This is a genomic window from Streptomyces sp. NPDC048664, assembly GCF_040650555.1.
Taxonomy (GTDB): Bacteria; Actinomycetota; Actinomycetes; order Streptomycetales; family Streptomycetaceae; genus Streptomyces.
Map to the genome: position 1 here is coordinate 37,121 of NZ_JBEZHK010000003.1, position 20,450 is coordinate 57,570.

Annotated in this window: 20 protein-coding genes and 1 pseudogene; 2 read left to right on the top strand and 19 right to left on the bottom strand. The window is 71.5% G+C overall.

Annotated features, from left to right (window positions below):
* Positions 1-54 precede the first annotated feature (54 nt).
* Positions 55-627, bottom strand: coding sequence for a bifunctional pyr operon transcriptional regulator/uracil phosphoribosyltransferase PyrR (pyrR, locus tag AB0C59_RS03815; RefSeq protein WP_363000692.1), 573 nt, complete (start codon positions 625-627; stop codon positions 55-57).
* Positions 628-892: 265 nt separating this feature from the next.
* Between pyrR and bldD the strand changes: the two genes are divergently transcribed.
* The gene (gene bldD / locus AB0C59_RS03820) at positions 893-1,393 is read left to right on the top strand and encodes a transcriptional regulator BldD (protein ID WP_363000694.1); all 501 of its coding nucleotides are present in this window, start codon (positions 893-895) and stop codon (positions 1,391-1,393) included.
* A gap of 247 nt (positions 1,394-1,640) precedes the next feature.
* On the opposite strand, the gene nusB is transcribed toward bldD, so the two are convergent.
* The 16 genes from nusB to AB0C59_RS03900 all read right to left on the bottom strand — a co-directional run bounded on the left by nusB (position 1,641) and on the right by AB0C59_RS03900 (position 17,938).
* On the bottom strand, positions 1,641-2,075 hold the full coding sequence (nusB, locus tag AB0C59_RS03825; RefSeq protein ID WP_363000696.1) for a transcription antitermination factor NusB: 435 nt from the start codon (positions 2,073-2,075) through the stop codon (positions 1,641-1,643).
* 2 nt (positions 2,076-2,077) lie between these two features.
* Positions 2,078-2,644 (bottom strand): elongation factor P, encoded by a 567-nt coding sequence (gene efp, locus AB0C59_RS03830; protein ID WP_363000698.1) that lies wholly within the window; start codon positions 2,642-2,644, stop codon positions 2,078-2,080.
* Positions 2,645-2,690: 46 nt separating this feature from the next.
* Positions 2,691-3,797: an aminopeptidase P family protein gene (locus tag AB0C59_RS03835; protein ID WP_363000700.1), complete on the bottom strand. Its 1,107-nt coding sequence runs from the start codon at positions 3,795-3,797 to the stop codon at positions 2,691-2,693.
* 233 nt (positions 3,798-4,030) lie between these two features.
* Entirely contained in the window at positions 4,031-4,816 is a 786-nt protein-coding gene (locus AB0C59_RS03840) for an AAA family ATPase (RefSeq protein ID WP_363000702.1), read from the bottom strand.
* A gap of 142 nt (positions 4,817-4,958) precedes the next feature.
* On the bottom strand, positions 4,959-6,050 hold the full coding sequence (aroB, locus tag AB0C59_RS03845) for a 3-dehydroquinate synthase (RefSeq protein WP_363000704.1): 1,092 nt from the start codon (positions 6,048-6,050) through the stop codon (positions 4,959-4,961).
* The gene (locus AB0C59_RS03850; protein WP_363000706.1) at positions 6,047-6,562 is read right to left on the bottom strand and encodes a shikimate kinase; all 516 of its coding nucleotides are present in this window, start codon (positions 6,560-6,562) and stop codon (positions 6,047-6,049) included. Before AB0C59_RS03850 ends, aroB begins: the two co-directional genes overlap by 4 nt.
* Complete coding sequence (aroC, locus tag AB0C59_RS03855) at positions 6,559-7,743, bottom strand: chorismate synthase (RefSeq protein WP_363000708.1); 1,185 nt, start codon at positions 7,741-7,743, stop codon at positions 6,559-6,561. The genes AB0C59_RS03850 and aroC overlap by 4 nt, the downstream gene beginning before the upstream one ends.
* Positions 7,744-7,952: 209 nt before the next feature.
* Positions 7,953-8,795, bottom strand: a complete 843-nt coding sequence (locus tag AB0C59_RS03860) for a shikimate dehydrogenase (protein ID WP_363000710.1) — start codon at positions 8,793-8,795, stop codon at positions 7,953-7,955.
* Positions 8,792-10,621, bottom strand: a complete 1,830-nt coding sequence (gene mltG / locus AB0C59_RS03865; protein WP_363000712.1) for an endolytic transglycosylase MltG — start codon at positions 10,619-10,621, stop codon at positions 8,792-8,794. Before mltG ends, AB0C59_RS03860 begins: the two co-directional genes overlap by 4 nt.
* Positions 10,622-10,746: 125 nt before the next feature.
* Positions 10,747-11,211 (bottom strand): Holliday junction resolvase RuvX, encoded by a 465-nt coding sequence (gene ruvX, locus AB0C59_RS03870; RefSeq protein WP_363000713.1) that lies wholly within the window; start codon positions 11,209-11,211, stop codon positions 10,747-10,749.
* 27 nt (positions 11,212-11,238) lie between these two features.
* On the bottom strand, positions 11,239-13,911 hold the full coding sequence (alaS, locus tag AB0C59_RS03875) for an alanine--tRNA ligase (RefSeq protein ID WP_363000715.1): 2,673 nt from the start codon (positions 13,909-13,911) through the stop codon (positions 11,239-11,241).
* Entirely contained in the window at positions 13,911-14,264 is a 354-nt protein-coding gene (locus tag AB0C59_RS03880; protein ID WP_363000717.1) for a hypothetical protein, read from the bottom strand. The genes alaS and AB0C59_RS03880 overlap by 1 nt, the downstream gene beginning before the upstream one ends.
* 7 nt (positions 14,265-14,271) lie before the next feature.
* Positions 14,272-14,727: a DUF948 domain-containing protein gene (locus AB0C59_RS03885; RefSeq protein ID WP_363000719.1), complete on the bottom strand. Its 456-nt coding sequence runs from the start codon at positions 14,725-14,727 to the stop codon at positions 14,272-14,274.
* A 187-nt stretch (positions 14,728-14,914) separates the two neighbouring features.
* A complete protein-coding gene (gene rpsD, locus AB0C59_RS03890) occupies positions 14,915-15,529 on the bottom strand; it encodes a 30S ribosomal protein S4 (protein ID WP_363000721.1) in 615 nt (204 codons plus the stop codon).
* 341 nt (positions 15,530-15,870) lie between these two features.
* On the bottom strand, positions 15,871-17,223 hold the full coding sequence (locus AB0C59_RS03895) for a replication-associated recombination protein A (protein ID WP_363000723.1): 1,353 nt from the start codon (positions 17,221-17,223) through the stop codon (positions 15,871-15,873).
* 58 nt (positions 17,224-17,281) lie between these two features.
* The gene (locus tag AB0C59_RS03900) at positions 17,282-17,938 is read right to left on the bottom strand and encodes a vitamin K epoxide reductase family protein (protein WP_363000725.1); all 657 of its coding nucleotides are present in this window, start codon (positions 17,936-17,938) and stop codon (positions 17,282-17,284) included.
* A gap of 143 nt (positions 17,939-18,081) precedes the next feature.
* On the opposite strand from AB0C59_RS03900, the pseudogene AB0C59_RS03905 reads away from it, so the two are divergent.
* Positions 18,082-18,412, top strand: a pseudogene (locus AB0C59_RS03905) (ATP-binding cassette domain-containing protein); the annotation flags it as partial.
* A gap of 50 nt (positions 18,413-18,462) precedes the next feature.
* Here AB0C59_RS03905 and hisS read toward each other — a convergent pair.
* Positions 18,463-19,725 (bottom strand): histidine--tRNA ligase, encoded by a 1,263-nt coding sequence (gene hisS / locus AB0C59_RS03910; protein WP_363000727.1) that lies wholly within the window; start codon positions 19,723-19,725, stop codon positions 18,463-18,465.
* Between the two features lie 13 nt (positions 19,726-19,738).
* Positions 19,739-20,446 carry an MBL fold metallo-hydrolase gene (locus AB0C59_RS03915; RefSeq protein WP_363000729.1) on the bottom strand — a complete coding sequence of 236 codons (708 nt, stop codon included), beginning with the start codon at positions 20,444-20,446 and terminating at the stop codon, positions 19,739-19,741.
* Positions 20,447-20,450: the final 4 nt, after the last annotated feature.

Sequence of the window (20,450 nt, forward strand, 5' to 3'; positions counted from 1 at the left end):
GGCGCGCACGGAGGCGCACGCGCGGGGCGTCCAGAGGTGGCGTACGCCCCGGTGCTAGTGCTCCGCGTCCGGGGCGGTCCGCTTCACACCGAGCAGCACGGTGTCGCGACCGTCCTCCTCGGCGAGCTGGACCTTGACCGTCTCCCGCAGCGACGTGGGGAGGTTCTTGCCGACGTAGTCGGCGCGGATCGGCAGCTCCCGGTGGCCTCGGTCCACCAGCACGGCGAGCTGGACCGCGCGGGGGCGCCCGATGTCGTTCAGGGCGTCCAGGGCGGCGCGGATGGTCCGGCCGGAGAAGAGCACGTCGTCGACGAGGACGACCAGGCGGCCCTCGATGCCGTCGCCGGGGATCTCGGTGCGGGCCAGCGCGCGGGGCGGGTGCATCCGCAGATCGTCGCGGTACATGGTGATGTCGAGCGAGCCGACCGGGATGGCGCGGCCGGTGACCTGCTCCAGCTTGTCGGCGAGCCGGCGGGCGAGGAAGACGCCCCGGGTCGGGATGCCGAGGAGAACCACGTCCTCGGCGCCTCTGGCGCGCTCGACGATCTCATGCGCGATACGGGTCAACACCCGCGCGATGTCAGGACCTTCGAGGACGGGCCGGGCATCGGAATGCTGCGTGTCCATACGAAACGGACCCCCTTCTCCGCCTCACGGGACGGATCTTAAAGGACGTCGGAATTGCGCCATACACGCTACCAGGCCCTCGACGGCGGCCGTTCACCCCCCTGCCGCCGCACATCACCCGCATGGCCCTGTCGCGGCCCGCCTACCACGGAAAGGTCGGTCCGGACCATTCAGCTTGACGGGGAAGAGTCACGCTGCGTAACCTCACAGTGAGTCACCAGCCGCGCGGCTTGGCCGCACGTCGACACCGTGTCCGGGGAGCTATATGTCCAGCGAATACGCCAAACAGCTCGGGGCCAAGCTCCGGGCGATCCGCACCCAGCAGGGCCTTTCCCTCCACGGTGTGGAGGAGAAGTCCCAGGGACGCTGGAAGGCGGTCGTGGTCGGTTCGTACGAGCGCGGCGACCGCGCCGTCACCGTGCAGCGTCTCGCCGAGCTGGCGGATTTCTACGGGGTCCCGGTGCAGGAGCTGCTGCCCGGCACCACGCCCGGGGGCGCCGCCGAGCCGCCGCCGAAGCTCGTCCTCGACCTTGAGCGCCTGGCCAACGTGCCGGCGGAGAAGGCGGGCCCTCTCCAGCGCTACGCGGCGACGATCCAGTCCCAGCGCGGCGACTACAACGGCAAGGTGCTGTCGATCCGCCAGGACGACCTGCGCACCCTCGCGGTCATCTACGACCAGTCGCCCTCGGTCCTGACCGAGCAGCTGATCAGCTGGGGTGTGCTGGACGCCGACGCGCGCCGTGCGGTCGCCCACGAGGAAGGCTGACCGCCCCACCCAGCAGAAACGTGCCGCCGGGGTGGCCGGGACCACAGGGTCCGGGCCACCCCGGCGGCGTTGTGAGGGGCCGTGGTGCGGCCCTGAGGGGTGCTGCGGGGGCCGGGAGCGACCTTTGGGCAGAGTTGGTCACGGGAGTGACGGGAGTGGCTGAGAACGCCGGAGGGGCCCGCAGCAGCACGCTGCGGGCCCCTCCGGCGTTTCTGTCGCCTGCCTGTGGCCGGGTGGTCCGAACGCCTCAGGCCTCGTCACGGCGCAGGGACGGCTTCAGGTCCTTCAGCCGGCCGAGCAGACCGTTGACGAACGAGGGCGACTCGTCCGTGGAGAACTCCTTGGCGAGCTGCACCATCTCGTCCAGCACCACGGCGTCCGGGGTGTCGTCCACCCAGATCAGCTCGTAGGCGCCGAGACGCAGGATGTTGCGGTCGACCACGGGCATCCGGTCGAGCGTCCAGCCGACCGCGTACTGCGCGATCAGCTCGTCGATGCGCCGGGCGCGTTCCGCGTAGCCCTCGACCAGCTGCATGGTGAACTCGCTCACCGGCGGCTGACGGGTGTCGTTGCGCGAGTGCCGGATCCAGTCCGCGAGGACCGTCAGGACGTCGGCCCCGCGCTGGTCCCCCTCGAAGAGGATCTGGAAGGCACGCTTGCGGGCCGTGTTACGGGCAGCCACGGTTAGCTGTTCACCCGGCCGAGGTAGTCGCTGGTGCGGGTGTCGACCTTGATCTTCTCGCCGGTGGTGATGAAGAGCGGCACCTGGATCTGGTGGCCGGTCTCCAGCGTGGCGGGCTTGGTGCCACCGGTGGAGCGGTCGCCCTGGACGCCCGGCTCGGTCTCGGCGATGACCAGCTCGACGGCGGCCGGCAGCTCCACGAAGAGCACCTCGCCCTCGTGCTGGGCGACGACGGCGGTGAAGCCCTCGATCAGGAAGTTCGCGGCGTCGCCGACGGCCTTCGGGTCGATGTGCAGCTGGTCGTACGTCTCCATGTCCATGAAGACGAAGTACTCGCCGTCCTTGTACGAGAACTGCATGTCCCGCTTGTCGACGGTGGCCGTTTCGACCTTGACACCGGCGTTGAACGTCTTGTCGACGACCTTGCCGGAGAGCACGTTCTTGAGCTTGGTGCGCACGAAGGCCGGGCCCTTGCCGGGCTTGACGTGCTGGAACTCGACGACGGACCACAGCTGGCCGCCGTCGAGCTTGAGCACCAGGCCGTTCTTGAGGTCGTTCGTGGAAGCCACGGTTGCGGAATCTCCTGGACTGACGTACGACCCCGGGGCGCGCGCCCTACAGCGCGAGCAGCTCCTTGGTCGTGATGGTGAGTAGCTCGGGTCCGCCGTCCGCCTCGGGGCGCACGACGAGCGTGTCATCGATCCGGACACCGCCCCGGCCCGGGAGGTGGACCCCCGGTTCGACGGTGACTGGCACGCAAGCGTCCAGTTTACCCATGGCGGCGGGAGCCAACTGCGGGTCCTCGTCGATTTCGAGCCCCACCCCGTGCCCGGTCAGGGGCGCGAGGCCTCCGCCGTACCCGGCCGAGTCCAGCACATGGCGGGCGGCCCGGTCCACGTCGCGGTACGCGACACCCGGCGCCAGGGCCTGGCGTCCGGCGCGCTGAGCGGCGAAGACAAGATCGTACAGCTCGATCTGCCAGTCGGCCGGGGAGGTGCCGATGACGAAGGTCCGGCCGATCTCGCAGCGGTAGCCGCGGTAGGTCGCGCCGAGGCAGACGGAGAGGAAGTCGCCCTCCTCCACCCTGCGGTCGGTGGGGCGGTGACCGCGGCGGCCGGAGTTGGGGCCGGTGGCGACCGAGGTGACGAAGGCGGGGCCGTCGGCGCCGTGGTCGACGAGGCGGCGCTCCAGTTCGAGGGCGAGGTGGCGCTCCGTGCGGCCCACGAGAATCGATTCGAGCAGCTCGCTCAGGGCCTGGTCGACGATCTCCGCGCCGATCCTCAGCAGCCCGATCTCCTCCTCGTCCTTGACGACCCGCAGCTGCTCGACCGCGCTGCCGAGGTCGGTGAGCCGCAGGCGGGGGGCGACGGAGCCCAGGGCGCGGTGGCGGGCCATGGTGAGGTGGTGCTCCTCCACGGCCATGGAGTCCGCGCCCTGCCCGGCGGCCAGATCCGCGGCGGCGACGGCGGTGTCCCCCGCGGGGACCGGCAGGGCGTGCAGCCGCAGCGCCTCGTCCGGGCGGCCGTCGGCGAGTTCGTCGTCCGGGGGGCCCGCGCAGACCAGGACGTCCTGGCCGAGGCCCAGCAGCAGTACGGCGCCCCGGGGGGCGGCTCCCGCGAGATAGCGGACGTTGGCGGGGTGGGAGATCAGCGCGGATGCGCTGCCGCTCGCGTTGCAGCGATCTCGCAGTCGCTCGCGGCGCGCCGCGTACACCTCTGACATGAGCCGAGCGTACGAGGGTCTGGCGGATGCCGCCGGGTGGGAGGGCCGGACGGGCGTCGACGGGGGCGCTGCGCGGGCGGGGCGGGGATTTCGGGTGCGGGTGCGTGGAGGGTTTTGCGCAGTTCCCCGCGCCCCTGGCAGTCGGCGGACGTGCGTCGACGGGTGCGTGCCTTCAGGGGCGCGGGGAACTGCGCGATCGGGCACGACGTGGCCGCGGGGGTGGGGGTCGGGGTCTACCAGGTCGGGGGGGTTGTCAGGGCTTGGGTCAGGGCCTTGTCCAGGGCCTGGGCCGTGGACGGTATGTCCAGCCCGGAGTTGTCGATGATCGGCAGACCGGACCCGTACCAGCCGGCCATGCGGCCGTGGATACGGGCCACCTCCTCGTCGGTGAGACGCCGGTTCCCGGTGCGCTGGGCGTTGCGTTCCAGGACGACCTCCAGCCCCGGCAGCAGCACCACCGGCAGCAGCCCGGGCCCCACGTGCCGCTTCCAGCCGCCGAGGCCCACCACCGGCCGGTCCGGGAAGACGGCGTCGTCGAGGATGCAGGAGATGCCGTTGGCCAGGAAGTTGCGGGCGGAGAAGCCGCAGGTGCGGCGGGCGAGGCGGTACTGCGCCTCCGAGTGGTCGTTCCACCCCGCCTGCGGGTCGGCGAAGCCGGAGCGCACCCATTCGCGTACGTCGTCCAGGCTGATGTGGGCCGTGGGGACCCGCCGGTGGTCGGCCCAGTACTTGGCCACGCTGGTCTTGCCCGCGCCGGCCGGGCCGATGAGCAGCACCGCGAGGGTGGCGGAGGAGAGGTCGGGCGCGCCGGGTGCGCTGGGCATGCCGACCGGGGCCCCGGGTGGCAGCGGCACATGACCTGTGCTCTCCGACGCCACCGGCACGGGCGGGTGCGGCGGGGGTATCCGGGGGTTCGGCACTCCGGGGGGTACCGGGTGGTGTGCGGCCGACCATGGGGTCGCGGGTCCGTGCCCCGGCTGGTGGGGCGGCGGCAGCGGGGCTCCCACTGCGTGCTGCATCCGGTGCCACTCCGTCTCGTCTGTCTGGGCCAGGGGCACTCCGCGCGGCGACCGAACGCGCGCCCCCCACCCGAACCGTACCGTCCCCGGCCGCTGTTGTGGCAACGGCCGGGGACGGGTCCACGTGCCCGCGGACGGGCGGCTACTGGCCCACTTCGCCGTACGCCGCGAGCAGTACGGCCGGGTCGGGGGCCTCCAGGACGGTGGGCTTGGCCAGTCCGTCCAGGACGATGAAGCGGAGCCGGTCGCCGCGGGACTTCTTGTCGACCTTCATGGCCTCCACCAGCTTGGGCCACTGGTCGTAGCGGTAGTGCAGCGGAAGGCCGACGGCTTCCAGGATCGCGCGGTGGCGGTCCGCGGTGGCGTCGTCCAGCCGGCCCGCGAGGCGGCCGAGTTCGGCGGCGAAGTGCATGCCGACGGCGACGGCGGCGCCGTGCCGCCACTTGTACCGCTCGTTCTTCTCGATCGCGTGGCCGAGCGTGTGCCCGTAGTTGAGGATCTCCCGCAGGCCCGACTCCTTCAGGTCCGAGGAGACCACCTCCGCCTTGACCCTGATGGCGCGTTCGATCAGTTCGGCGGTGTGCGGGCCGGCCGGGGTACGGGCCCCCTGCGGGTCCTTCTCGATCAGTTCCAGGATCACCGGGTCGGCGATGAACCCGGCCTTGATGACCTCGGCGAGCCCGGAGACGTAGTCGTTGACCGGGAGGGAGTCCAGCGCGGCCAGGTCGCAGAGCACACCCACCGGCGGGTGGAACGCTCCCACCAGGTTCTTGCCCTCGGCGGTGTTGATTCCGGTCTTGCCGCCGACCGCGGCGTCCACCATGGCCAGCACGGTGGTCGGGACCGCGATCCAGCGCACCCCGCGCAGCCAGGTCGCGGCCACGAAGCCGGCGAGGTCGGTGCTCGCGCCGCCGCCGACGCCGACGACGACGTCGGTGCGGGTGAAGCCCGACTGGCCGAGCGCCTTCCAGCAGTAGGCCGCGACCTCGGCGGTCTTGGCCTCCTCGGCGTTCGGCACCTGGATGGCGACGGCCTCGTAGCCCTGCTCGGCCAGGTCGGCGCGCAGCGCGTCCCCGGTCTCGGCGAGAGCCTCGGGGTGGATGACCGCGACCCTCTGGGCCCGGGGCCCGATGAGCCCGGCCAGTTCGCCCAGGAGCTGACGGCCGATCAGCACCTCGTAGGGATCGGTCCCCTCCGTGCCGTCCACCTGGACGCGCGTCACTGCCTCGCTCATGCCTGCTTCAACTCCAGTGCGTCCAGTGCGGCGCGGCCGACCTCTTCGGGGTCCCGGCCGTCCGTGGCCACGACGGCCGTCGCGACCTCCTCGTACAGATGGCGGCGGGCTTCCATCAGCTCGCGCCACTGACGGCGCGGGTTGACGGCGAGCAGGGGCCGGGCGACGCCCAGGCCGGTCCGCCTGACCGCTTCCTCCACGTCCATCGACAGGTACACGACGCGCTGCTCGGCGAGCAGGGCGCGGGTGTCCGCGTCCAGGACCGCGCCGCCGCCGAGGGCGACGACGCCCTCGTGCTCGGCGAGCGCACGGCGCACCGCCTCCTTCTCCAGGGCGCGGAAGGCCTGCTCGCCGTCCTGCACGAAGATGTCGGAGACGGCGCGGCCCTGCGCCGCCACGATGTCCTCGTCGGTGTCCCGGTACTCCACCCCGAGCCGGTCCGCCAGCAGGCGCCCCACGGTGGACTTGCCCACGCCCATCGGGCCCACCAGGACCACCAGCGGCGCGCTCATCGGATCGCCAGGTTGTCGAGGTAGGACCGCACGTTGCGGCGGGTCTCGGGCACGCTGTCGCCGCCGAACTTCTCGGCCACCGCGTCCGCGACGACCAGGGCCACCATCGCCTCGGCCACGATGCCGGCGGCCGGGACCGCGCACACGTCGGAGCGCTGGTGGTGCGCCTGGGCCGCCTCGCCGGTGGACACGTCCACCGTCTGCAGCGCCCGCGGCACCGTGGCGATGGGCTTCATGGCCGCCCGCACCCGCAGCAGCTCGCCGGTGCTCAGACCGCCCTCGGTGCCGCCGGAGCGGCCCGAGGCGCGGCGGATGCCCTCGTCGGTGGTCACGATCTCGTCGTGCGCCCGGGAGCCCGGCACCCGCGCCAGCTCGAAGCCGTCGCCGACCTCGACGCCCTTGATCGCCTGGATGCCCATCAGCGCGGCCGCCAGCCGGGCGTCCAGGCGCCGGTCCCAGTGCACGTGCGAGCCGAGGCCCACCGGGACGCCGTAGGCCAGGACCTCGACCACGCCGCCGAGAGTGTCGCCGTCCTTGTGGGCCTGGTCGATCTCCGCGACCATCGCCTTGGAGGCGTCCGCGTCCAGGCAGCGCACCGGGTCCTCGTCCAGTCGCTCCACGTCGGCGGGGGTCGGGTAGACGCCGTAGGGCGCCTTCGCCGACGCCAGCTCCACCACGTGCGAGACGATCTCGATGCCCGCGGTCTCCTTCAGGTACGACCGTGCCACCGCGCCCAGCGCCACCCGGGCCGCCGTCTCGCGGGCGGAGGCGCGCTCCAGGATCGGCCGGGCCTCGTCGAAGCCGTACTTCTGCATGCCCGCCAGATCGGCGTGGCCCGGCCGCGGCCGGGTGAGCGGCGCGTTGCGGGCGAGCCCGGCGAGGGTCTCCTCGTCCACCGGGTCGGCCGCCATGACCTGCTCCCACTTCGGCCACTCGGTGTTGCCGACCATGACCGCCACCGGAGAGCCGAGGGTCAGGCCGTGGCGGACGCCGCCGAGGAAGGTGACCTCGTCCCGCTCGAACTTCATCCGGGCACCGCGCCCATAGCCCAGCCGCCGGCGCGCCAGGTGGTCCGCCACCATCTCCGTGGTGATGGGCACGCCGGCGGGAAGGCCCTCCAGCGTCGCGACAAGTGCGGGACCGTGGGACTCCCCCGCGGTCAGCCAGCGCAACCTGCTCAACGGTGCTCCTCAGTGCTTCGCGCTCTGGTACTGCCCTGCGTACGTGTGGACTCGCGCACGGCGACGGCGTGACCAGGTGCGCGGCTCCGGCCCGCCACCTCCGATCCTCCCACGTCCGGCGGGCGGGACCGGTCCCCGGTCCAGCAGACGGACGAGTGCTGAGACGCGAGCGGTCGTGCGCAGGGCCCTCCGCCGGCGGGCGCCGCGGCTCAGTGCGGGCGGGCCGTCAGGGCGTGCTCGCCCGCCGCGCGCATGGCGGTGACCGGGGCGGGGCTCCGCCCCGTCATCTGCTCGACCTGGAGCACGGCCTGGTGCACGAGCAGGTCCAGGCCGCTGACGACGGCCCCGCCGTACATCGACCAGCGTGCCGCCAGCGCGGTGGGCCAGGGCTCGTACAGCACGTCGAAGAGGGTCGCGGGACGCTCGGGGACGGCGGCGGCCAGGGCGTCCGTCGTGCCCGCCGGTGTGGTGGCCACGACGAGCGGGGCGCGCAGCGCCTGGTCGGCGTCCGCCCAGTCCGCGATGCGGACGTCCACCCCGAGCCGCTCGCCCCACCGCCGCATCTCGGCGGCCCGGGCCCGGCTGCGGACGTAGGCGACGACCTGTCCGGTGCAGATCCGGGCGAGGGCGGCGAGCGCGGAGGAGGCGGTGGCGCCGGCACCGAGGATGGCCGCCGAGTCGGTCTGCTCGATGCCCCGTTCGCGCAGGGCGGCGACCATTCCGGGGACGTCGGTGTTGTCCCCCAGGCGCCGCCCGTCCTCGGTGAACACGACGGTGTTCACCGCCTCCACCGAGGCCGCGGTGTCGCTGACCGCGTCGAGCAGCGGGATGACGGCCCGCTTGAGCGGCATGGTCAGCGACAGCCCGGCCCATTCGGGTCCGAGCCGGTCCATGAAGCCGGGCAGCGCCTGCTCGTCCACCTCGAAGCGGTCGTACGACCAGTGGGTCAGCCCCAGCGCGTCGTACGCGGCGCGGTGCAGCACCGGGGAGAGGGAATGGCTGATCGGGGAGCCGAGGACGGCGGCCCGGCTCCGGTCGGCGGTGCCCGTCATTGACCCTTCTTCTGCTCTTCGAGGTACTTCTCCCGGTTGCGGTTCTGTTCCGCGTTGGTCTCCGCGAAGAGCGTCTCGTTCTCGTTGATCGAGACGAAGTAGTACCAGTTCCCCTTGGCGGGGGCGAGCGCCGCCTTGATCGCGACCTCGCCGGGGTTGTCGATCGGGCCGGGCGGCAGGCCCTGGATGCGGTAGGTGTTGTACGGGTCGTCGAGCCGGCGCAGTTCGTCGACGGAGCCGGTGGCCAGCTTGGACTCGCCGCGCATGTAGTTGACGGTCGAGTCGAAGTCCAGCCGCCCGTTGGTCTCGGTGTTGTTCGGCTTGAGCCGGTTGTAGACGACCGTGGAGACCTTCTCGAAGTCGTGCTTGTACTTGCCCTCGGCCTGGACCAGGCTCGCCACCGTCAGGACCTGGAGCGGGTTCTTGAGGTTCAGGCTCTGGGCCTTGGTCTCGATGCCGTACTCGCCGTACTTCTGCTTGGCCGTGGCGACCATCTGCTTGAGCACGGCCTCGGGCTTCATGCCCTTGGCGACGGGATAGCTGGACGGGTAGAGGAACCCTTCCAGCGGGTCCTTGACGTTCTTGTCGGTGTCGGCCCAGTCGGGAAGGCCGAAGGACTTCCACTCCTGGTGCGCGATGTCCTTGGTGGTGCCCGGCTTCAGCTGCAGACGGCCGTCGATCGCCTCGTAGACCTTGGCGTTGCGCCATCCCTCGGCGATGATCAGGTTGTTCTTGCTCTTCGGGCTGAGCATCAGTTCGACGGCTGAGGCCGCGGACATCTGCTTGTGCAGGGTGTAGGTGCCCGCCTGGATGGTCTTGCCGTCCGGGTTCTGCTCCTGCGCGGCCACGAACGCGTCGACGCTCTTGACCACTCCGGCCTGCTTCAGCACCCGTCCGATGCCGGCACCGGTGGAGCCGCCCGGGATGGTGACCGTGATCTGCTCGGCGCTTCCCGTGCCCGCGTAGTCGGGCGCCGTGCCGAAACGATTTTCGTAGTAGCGGTAGCCGAGATATCCGGCCCCGCCGAGACCGCCGACCACCACCAGGGCGATCGCCAGGCCGGCGCAGCCGCCGCGGCGCTTCTTGCCCTTGCCGCCACGTCCGCGCCGGTCACCGCGGCCGTCCTGCGGCTCGTCGTCACCGTCGTCGTCGCCGTCATCACCGCCGCCGCCCGCGAAGAAGGCGTGCTCCCCCCGGTCGGGGCCCGGATCCCAGTCGGGTTCCGGCTCGGCCTCGGCGCGCCGCCCGTTCGGCGGCGGGGACGGCGGGTGCTCCTCGGGGGGGCCCGGGTGGGGAGCGGACTGTTCGGCGCCGTAGGCGCCGCCCTGCGCTGCGTACGGGTCGGCGGGATAGGGCACGCGGCCCTGCTGCCCGGCCTGCCCGCCACCCCAGGCGGCGTCCTCGTACCCCGGCTGCGGGTGCTGCCCCGGGTACTGCTCCTGGCCCGGGTACGACTGCTGTCCCGGGTAGGGCTGACCGCCCTGCGGATACTGCTGCCCGCCGTACTGCGGCTGTCCCTGCTGAGGCTGCCCCTGCTGGGGATACGGCTGTCCCTGCTGGGGCTGCCCCTGCTGCGGGTAGGGCTGCCCCTGCTGCGGGTACTGCTGGTAGCCCTGCTGCCCCTGGCCGTAAGCACCCTGCTGGGCGTGCGGCCCGCCCCAGTCGCCGTGGTGCTGCTGCGGCTGCTGGGGGTAGTGCGGGGGCTGCGCGCCGCCGTAGGGGGACTGGGCCCCGCCGGGCCGCTGCCCGGCGTATCCGACGTCCCCGTACAACGGGTCCTCCGGATGCCACGGTTCGGAGCCTTGGCCCCGGCCATACTCAGTCATCGATCCCCTAGCGCCGCGAGGTGGCTCGTGCCGGCGTCGGTGGCCCGGCTCGCGCTCAGCCTCTCTTGCAGTGCGGTGGCTGTTCGACACACCATCGCACCGCGCGGAACGTTACCGTATCGCGATCAGATGACCACTTCGACGCCCTCGCCAGGAGATTTCCCTGACACCCGTTCGGATTCCAGAGCCTGCTGGAGGATCACGACGGCCGCGGCCTGGTCGATCACCGAGCGGCCCTTCTTGGCCTTCACCCCCGAGGCCCGCAGCCCCTGGCCCGCCGTCACCGTGGTCATCCGTTCGTCCACCAGCCTGACCGGGACGGGCGCGATGGCCCGTGCGAGTTCCTGGGTGAAGCCCCGGACCTTGACCGCGGCGGGCCCCTCGCCCCCCTTGAGGGAGCGAGGGAGCCCGACGACGACCTCGATCGGCTCGTACTCCTCGACGAGCTGCTTCAGCCGGCGCTGAGCCGCCGGGACGTCCCGTCCCGGGACCGTCTCCACCGGAGTGGCGAGGATCCCGTCGGGGTCGCAGGAGGCGACCCCGATCCGGGCGTCACCGACGTCGATCGCGAGTCGGCGTCCTCTTCTCATGCGTGGCCTTCTCCTGCTCTGGGCCGCCTACTTGGCGGTGTCGGCGATCTGGCGTTCGACGGCCTCGGCGGCCTCGTCGACGGCGGCCGGGTTCTGGCCGCCGCCCTGGGCGACGTCCGGCTTGCCGCCGCCACCGCCACCGAGGGTCTTGGCCGCCGTGCGCACCAGTTCGCCGGCCTTGAGACCGCGCTCACGGGCGGCGTCGTTGGTCGCGATGACCGTCAGCGGCTTGCCGTTGTTGACCGTGAACAGGGCCACCACGGCGGCCCGGCCACCCTGGATCCGGCCCCGGACGTCCAGCACCAGCCTGCGCAGGTCGTCCGGGGTGGTGCCGTCCGGGACCCGACCGGTGACCACGGCCACGCCCTGGACGTCCTTGGCGGAGCCGGCGAGACCGGCGGCGGCCTGGAGCACCTTCTCCGCGCGGAACTTCTCGATCTCCTTCTCGGCGTCCTTCAGCTTGCCGAGCATCGAGGAGACCTTCTCCGGCAGTTCCTCCGGACGGCCCTTGATCAGCTCCTGGAGCTGGGCGACCACGGTGTGCTCGCGGGCCAGGAAGTTGTAGGCGTCCACGCCCACCAGGGCCTCGATGCGGCGGACACCGGAGCCGATGGAGGACTCGCCGAGCAGCTTCACCAGGCCCAGCTGGGCGGTGTTGTGCACGTGCGTGCCGCCGCACAGCTCCTTCGAGAAGTCGCCGATGGTGACCACGCGGACCTGCTCGCCGTACTTCTCGCCGAACTCGGCGATGGCGCCCTGCTTCTTGGCCTCGTCGATCCCCATGACCTCGGCCTGCACGTCCAGATCCCGCGCGAGGACCTCGTTGATCTTCTGCTCGACGTCGGTCATCACGGCGGTGGGAACGGCGGAGGGGGAACCGAAGTCGAAGCGGAACCGGCCCGGCTGGTTCTCCGAGCCCGCCTGGGCGGCCGTCGGGCCCAGGGCGTCACGCAGCGCCTGGTGGGTCAGGTGGGTGGCCGAGTGGGCGCGGGCGATGGCCTTGCGCCGGCGCACGTCGATGGCGACATGGGCCGTCGCGCCGACGGTCACCTCACCCACCTGGACGACGCCCTTGTGGACGTAGACGCCCGGCACCGGCTTCTGGCAGTCGCGGATCTCGACGACGGCTCCGGAGTCGGTCCTGATCCGGCCCGTGTCGCCGATCTGGCCGCCACCCTCGGCGTAGAACGGGGTGCGGTCCAGGACGATCTCGACCTCGTCGCCCTCGGTGGCGGCCGGGGAGGAGGCGCCGTCCACCAGGATGCCGACGACCGTCGACTCGCCCTCGGTGTCCGCGTAGCCGATGAAGTCGGTCTCGCCGGCGGCGTCGGCGATCTCACGGTAGGCGCCGAGGTCGGCGTGGCCCGTCTTCTTGGCCTGGGCGTCGGCCTTGGCGCGCTCGCGCTGCTCCTTCATCAGCCGGCGGAAGCCGTCCTCGTCCACGCTCAGGCCCTGTTCGGCGGCCATCTCCAGCGTGAGGTCGATCGGGAAGCCCCAGGTGTCGTGCAGGAGGAACGCCTTGTCGCCGGGCAGGACGGTCGCGCCGGCGGCCTTGGTCTCCTCCACGGCCGTGTCCAGGATGTTCGTGCCGCCCTTGAGGGCCTTCAGGAACGCGGCCTCCTCGGCGAGGGCGACCGTCTCGATGCGCCGGCGGTCGGTGACCAGCTCCGGGTACTGCCGGCCCATCGTCTCGATGACGGTGTCGAGCAGCTCGGCGACGACCGGACCGGTGGCGCCGAGGATGCGCATGTTGCGGATGGCGCGGCGCATGATGCGGCGCAGGACGTATCCGCGGCCCTCGTTGCCCGGGGTGACCCCGTCACCGATCAGCATGGTCGAGGTGCGCATGTGGTCGGCGACGACGCGCAGCGCGACGTCCGACTCGTGCTTGTCGCCGTAGCGGACGCCGGTGAGACCGGTGGCCTTGTCGATGACGACGCGCAGGGTGTCCGTCTCGTACATGTTCCGCACGCCCTGCAGGATCATGGCGAGGCGTTCCAGGCCGAGGCCCGTGTCGATGTTCTTGCTCGGCAGGTCACCGAGGATCTCGAAGTCCTCCTTGCCGATGCCCTCGCCGCGCTCGTACTGCATGAAGACGAGGTTCCAGATCTCCACGTACCGCTCGTCGTTGACGGCCGGGCCGCCCTCGACCCCGAACTCCGGACCGCGGTCATAGTTGATCTCCGAGCAGGGACCGCACGGTCCGGGCACGCCCATGGACCAGAAGTTGTCCTTCTTGCCCAGGCGCTGGATCCGCTCGGCGGGGACGCCGACGACGTCCTTCCAGATCTGCTCGGCCTCGTCGTCGTCCTGGTAGACGGTGATCCAGAGCTTCTCCGGGTCCAGGCCGTAACCGCCCTTGTCCTGGGGCGCGGTGAGCAGCTCCCAGGCGAGCTTGATGGCGCCTTCCTTGAAGTAGTCGCCGAAGGAGAAGTTGCCGCACATCTGGAAGAAGGTGCCGTGCCGCGTGGTCTTGCCGACCTCTTCGATGTCCGGCGTGCGCACGCACTTCTGCACCGAGGTGGCGCGCGGGGCGGGCGGCTTGGCCTCACCCAGGAAGTAGGGCTTGAAGGGCACCATGCCCGCCGGGACGAGCAGCAGAGTCGGGTCGTCCGCGATGAGCGACGCCGAGGGCACGACCTTGTGGCCACGCTCCTCGAAGAAGCTCAGCCAGCGGCGACGGATTTCAGCCGACTCCATCAGTGGTCCTCATTCCGGTTGTACGTGTACGTCGAACTCTCGATGTACAGGGGGCTGTCGGGTTTCTCGATGACGGCACGATGCCGGGGTGCGGGGATCTCGCGGGGGTCGACGGGCGCGTTCAGTCCGAGCGCGTCGTCGAGCTGCGCCTCCCGCTCGGCCATGCCGGTGCGGACGTCGGACGCGAAGTCCAGTGCCCGGTCCTTGAGCCGGTGACCCGCGTCGAGCGCCTTGTTCGCCGCCTGCACGGCGAGGTTCTCGGGGGTCAGCTGCCTCAGTCTGCGGTTGACCTTGGTGGTGGCCCACACACCGGCGGCCATGCCCGTGGTGAACCAGAACGTACGGCGGAACATCTCTCGGTCAGTCTCTCTCTTGCCGGGTGTTCCGCGTCCTGCGTCGCGGGGACGGGACGGTGCGGCTCACGATGACGGTCCGCCGGGGCGGCTGTGCGGGTGTGCTGTCGCGGCGGCCCGTGATCGCCCGGCGCACTCCGTAGCCGAACGCCGCGACCTTGACCAGGGGGCCGCCGAAGGTGGAGGCGACGGTGGTCGACAGCGCCGAGGCGTTCGACGTCACCTCCTGGACGTCGGAGGCGATCGCGTCGACCCGCTCGATCTGGGTCTGCGCGGACCGCACCGCGGTGGAGGCCTCCGCGAGCAGCGGGACCGCCTGGTCGGTCACGTCCGCGACCAGCTTGGTCGTCGCCTTGAGCGTCTGGGCCAGCCTCACCAGGGCGACGGCGAGGAAGGAGACCAGGATCGCCCAGAAGACGGCCACCAGAATCCCGGCCATCTCTCCACCGGACACAGCGCGCACCCGCTCCCTGGAACGTGTCTGAACATCGAAAAGTCGTCTCCCGAGCCTATCGCGCCAAGGGCGCCGGTCCGTAACCGAATAAGCCCTCCAGGGCCGGGAAACGCGTCAGCCCGCCGCTCGCCCGCCCGAAGGGGCGGGGAGGCGGCGGGCTGACGCGCGGGAGGTCCCGTGTCCGCTGGGAAAGTGATCAGCGGGCGTAGTACTCGACGACGAGCTGCTCGTCGCAGATCACCGGGATCTCCTTGCGGTTCGGCTCGCGGTCCAGGCGGAACGCCAGGGCCTTGAGGTTCACCTGGAGGTAGCGCGGGGTCTCGCCCTCGGGGGCGAAGCCGCCCTCACGGGAGACCTGGAACAGCGGCTTCTCGCGGCTGCGCTCGCGGACCATCACGACGTCGTCGGGACGGACGCGGAAGGACGGCTTGTCGACCTTCTGGCCGTTGACCTCGATGTGGCCGTGGACGACCATCTGGCGGGCCTGGTAGATCGTGCGGGCGATGCCCGAACGCAGGACCAGGGCGTCGAGACGACGCTCCAGCTCGATGATCAGGGCCTCACCGGTCTTGCCCTGGACCTTGGAGGCACGGTCGTAGGCGCGGACGAGCTGGCGCTCGGACACGTCGTACTGCGCGCGCAGACGCTGCTTCTCCAGCAGACGGACCTTGTAGTCCGAGTTCTGCTTGCGGCCGCGGCCGTGCTCGCCCGGCGGGTAGGGGCGGGCCTCGAAGTACTTGACGGCCTTCGGGGTCAGCGCGATGCCGAGGGCACGCGACTTCTTGACCTTGGGGCGGGACTGGTTCGCCATGAACCAAACACCTCGTGTCTCTGATGTGAATACGGCTTCACCAGGGTTAGGGGAGGTCGCATCCGCAGCCGGGGAAACCCCGCGGGTCGGTTGAGGACCTGCCGGGCAGCCGCTCCCTGGTCTGGGCACATACGTGCAGCACGCGAGTGGCCCACCGGCCTGGGTCCCGGCGCCGCCGGGGAGGTGGTGGGCTGCCCGCGACACCGTTCGACGGTGCGCGACGCTCCTGGAACCCCGTGCCGCGAGCGGCGGCGGGGTTCCGGCTGGATGTCCCGTTCTGGTGGTGCCGACCGGAGTCGGACACGGGACGCAGCGCTTCGAGGGAGTCTACAGGGTGGCCGCTACCGCCTGCGACCAAGGTGCGTGCGGGTCCATTCCACCGCGTCCGCGTACCGCGCCTCCGCGCCGTGCCGGGTCGGCGTGTAGTACTCGCGGTCCTTCAGGGCGTCGGGGGCGTACTGCTGGGGGGCGATGCCCTCGGGCAGGTCGTGCGGATACACGTAGCCCTGGGCGTGGCCGAGCTTGGCCGCGCCCTTGTAGTGCCCGTCGCGCAGGTGCGCGGGCACGGGGCCGGCGAGTCCCTTGCGGACGTCCTCCATGGCCGCTCCGATCGCCGTGGTCGCCGCGTTCGACTTGGGGGCCAGGGCGAGGGCGATGGTGGCGTGGCTGAGGGTCAGGGCCGCCTCGGGGAAGCCGATCAGCGCGACGGCCTGGGCGGCGGAGACGGCGATCTGCAGTGCGTTCGGGTCGGCGAGCCCGATGTCCTCGCTGGCGGAGATCATCAGCCGGCGGGCGATGAACCGGGGGTCCTCCCCCGCCTCGATCATCCGGGCCAGGTAGTGCAGGGCGGCGTCGACGTCGGAGCCGCGGATGGACTTGATCAGGGCGCTGGCCACGTCGTAGTGCTGGTCGCCGTCGCGGTCGTACGTCACCGCGGCGCGGTCGACGGTCTCCTCCAGGGTGGTGAGACGGATCTCCGCCTCCCCCTGGTCGAGGGCGGCTCCGGCCGCGGCCTCCAGGGCGGTCAGGGCGCGGCGGGCGTCCCCGCCGGCGATCCGCAGCAGATGGTCCTCGGCGTCCTCGGGGAGGGTGACGGCGCCGCCCAGGCCGCGCGCGTCGGACAGGGCCCGGCGCAGCAGGCCGCGCACGTCGTCGTCGGTGAGCGGTTCGAGGGTGAGCAGCAGGGAGCGGGAGAGCAGGGGCGAGATCACCGAGAAGTACGGGTTCTCGGTGGTCGCGGCGATCAGGGTCACCCAGCGGTTCTCGACCGCCGGGAGCAGGGAGTCCTGCTGGGCCTTGCTGAAGCGGTGGATCTCGTCCAGGAAGAGGACGGTCTCCTTGCCGAAGCCCCCGGTGGCGCGGCGCGCGCCGTCGATGACCGCGCGGACCTCCTTGACCCCGGCGGTGATCGCCGACAGCTCCACGAACCGCTTGTTGGTGGCTTTGGAGACGACGTACGCCAGCGTCGTCTTGCCGGTGCCGGGCGGGCCCCAGAGGATCACGGACGAGGGGCCCGCCGGGCCGCCCTGACCCTCGCCCACCAGTCTGCGCAGCGGGGAACCCGGTTTGAGCAGATGCTGCTGGCCCACGACCTCGTCAAGGGTGCGCGGGCGCATACGGACCGCCAGGGGACTGCCGGTCGGGTCCTTCTCCTGGCGGTCCTCGGCGGCGGCGGTGAACAGATCGGGCTCCACGCTGAAACCCTATGTCACCGCACCGACAGCGCCGCCGGACCTGGCGCGGGGGGAAGGCTCAGGCCCAGAGGTTGGCGCCCCAGCGGGTCAGGATCAGCACCGCGATGATGCCGACATGGGTGACCGGGAGGACCCAGGTGAACTCGCCGAGGAACCTCTTCAGCGGCCGGGGGGCGGGAAGGAAGCCGTGGCGCACGTTGAACGAGGTCAGGTACCAGAACATGGTGATGGTGGCGACCCAGGCCAGCGAGCACCACAGGCACAGGGCGTTGATCCGGTACAGGGACTCGAACTGGAGCCAGGTGACGAATCCGACCCCGAACAGCGTGCCGAAGTTGAACGTCAGCCAGTACCAGCGCGGGAAGCGCGCGCGGGCCAGCAGGCTCATGCCGACGCAGATGACGATGCCGTAGCAGACCAGGCCGAGCATCGGGTTGGGGAACCCGAAGGCGGCGGCCTGCTTGCTCTCCATCACGCTGCCGCAGGACACGATCGGGTTGATGCTGCAGCCCGGGGTGAACGCCTTGCCGCTCACCTTGCCCTCGAGGATCTTGAACTTGTCGAGCGTGATGACCCACGCGGCCAGCAGACCGGCCGCACCGGTGATCACCAGCAGCATGGCGAACGCCCGGCTGCCTCCCACCGTCCCGGACGCGCCGGAGCGGTCCGGCTCGGTCGACTCGGTGGAGACGTCCTTCACTGTCGTCTTGCTCATCACGTCGTTTCCGATACTTGTGAGAGGGGACGTGGGGTCAGTGGTCATTGTGCCGCACCCGTGTGCGTGTCCACCGTTCGATGGACATAAGCAGGTACGCACGGTCGTCCCGGAGCGTTCGGTCCTGGCCCAGGCCCGTGGCCATGAGCACAGAGGCGAACGGACTCGCGGTCGACGTGCGGGGGCCGCGCAGGCGGGACGGGACGTCACCGGCGCGGCGAGGTGTTCGGCCTGCTCGGGCCCGACGGCGCCGGCAGGAGCACCACGGTGGAGGTCCTTCAGGGCGACCGCGGACGGGGCGGGGGCGCGGTGGCCGTGCTGGGCGTGGACCGGGCGCACGGCACACGCGCGTGGCGCTCGAAAGTCGGCATCGTCCGGCAGGACGAATCAGCGCCCGCCGAGTTGACGGTCCGCGAGACGGTGCGGCATGTCGCCCGCCACCACCCGTCTCCGCGCGCCCCCGAGCGGGTCGTCCACGACGCGGGGCCCCGGGTGATCCACCCGGGGCCCCGCGCGTGGTCGTGTCAGCCGAGCCGGGACTCCAGCTCCGCCACGATCTCGTTCACCCCGATCGCCGTCTGCTCCCCGGACTCCATGTCCTTGAGCTGGACGAGGCCGTCGGCGAGGTCGCGCTCGCCCGCGACGATCGCGAAGCGGGCGCCGGACCGGTTGGCGGCCTTCATCGCCGCCTTCAGGCCCTTGCCGCCGTACGCGAAGTCCGCCGCGACGCCCACCCTGCGCAGCTCGGTGACCTTGGCGAACAGGACCCGGCGGGCCTCCTCGCCCAGCGGGACCGCGAAGACGCTGGTGGACGGCGGGAGTTCGAGCCCGATGCCCTCGGCCTGGAGCGCCAGCACCGTACGGTCGACGCCCAGCGCCCAGCCCACGGACGGCAGCGCGGGGCCGCCGATCATCTCCGACAGCCCGTCGTAGCGGCCACCGCCGCCCACCGCGGACTGGGAGCCCAGCCCGTCGTGGACGAACTCGAAGGTCGTGCGCGTGTAGTAGTCCAGGCCGCGCACCAGCTTCGGGTCGTCCTCGAAGGCGACGCCCGCCGCGGAGACGAGGTCGCGGACCTCCTCGTGGTACGCCGTGCAGGCGTCGCACAGGTGGTCCCGCAGCAGCGGGACGCCGGTGAGCTGCTTCTGGACCGACTCGCGCTTGTCGTCCAGGACGCGCAGCGGGTTGATCTCGATGCGCGCCCGGGTGTCCTCGTCCAGGTCGAGCCCGCGCAGGAACTCCTGGAGCGCCGCCCGGTACACGGGGCGGCACTCCTTGTCGCCCAGGCTGTTGAGCAGGATGCGGAACCGGCGCAGGCCGAGCGAGCGGTAGGCCTGGTCGGCCAGGATGATCAGCTCGGCGTCGAGCGCCGGGTCCTCCGCGCCGATCGCCTCGGCGCCGACCTGGGAGAAGTGCCGGTAGCGGCCCTTCTGGGGGCGCTCGTAGCGGTAGTAGGAGCCCGAGTACCACAGCTTGACGGGCAGGTTGCCCGCCTTGTGCAGGTTGCCCTCCAGCGCGGCGCGCAGCACGGAGGCCGTGCCCTCCGGGCGCAGGGCGAGCCGGTCGCCGCCCTTCGTCTCGAAGGCGTACATCTCCTTGGTGACGATGTCGGTGGACTCGCCGACACCGCGCGCGAACAGTTCGACGCTCTCGAAGCCCGGGGTCTCGATGTAGCCGTAGCCGGAGTCGCGCAGCGGGGCGGCGATGGCCTCGCGGACCGCGAGGAACGTCGCGGAATCGGGCGGCAGCAGGTCGTACGTGCCCTTGGGGGCCTTGAAGGTGCTCACGGGAGGTCTCTCGTCACATTCCTCGTCGGGGAGCGCTCTGGGCTCCCTGGCCGGCGGCCACCTGCCGCAGATACGGGTTGGTGGCGCGCTCCTGGCCGATGGTCGTCTGGGGACCGTGGCCGGACAGGACCACGGTCGAGTCCTCGAGCGGCAGGCACACGCGGGCCAGCGAGTCGAGCATCTCGGCCATGTCACCGCCGGGCAGGTCGGTGCGTCCGATGGAGCCGGCGAACAGCAGGTCGCCCGAGAAGAAGACCGGCGGGATGTCCGCCGCCTCGGGCATGCCGAAGGTCACCGACCCCTTGGTATGGCCGGGCGCGTGGGCGACGGTCAGCTCCAGGCCGGCCAGCTCCAGCCTCGCGCCGTCGGTCAGCTCCCTGACGTCGCCCGGCTCGCCCACGGTCAGCTCGCCCATCAGCGGCATCCCGATGGAACGCCCGAGGGCCTTCTCGGGGTCGCTCATCATGTAGCGGTCCTGGGGGTGGATCCACGCCGGCACGTCGTGCGCGCCGCACACCGGGACGACCGAGGCCACGTGATCGATGTGGCCGTGGGTGAGGACGACCGCGACGGGCTTGAGCCGATGCTTTCTGACCGCGTCCTCGACACCCTGGGCGGCCTGGTGGCCGGGGTCGATGATGACGCACTCCTCACCCGCGGCGGGGGCGACCAGGTAGCAGTTGGTCCCCCAGGCCCCGGCGGGGAACCCGGCAATCAGCACGATC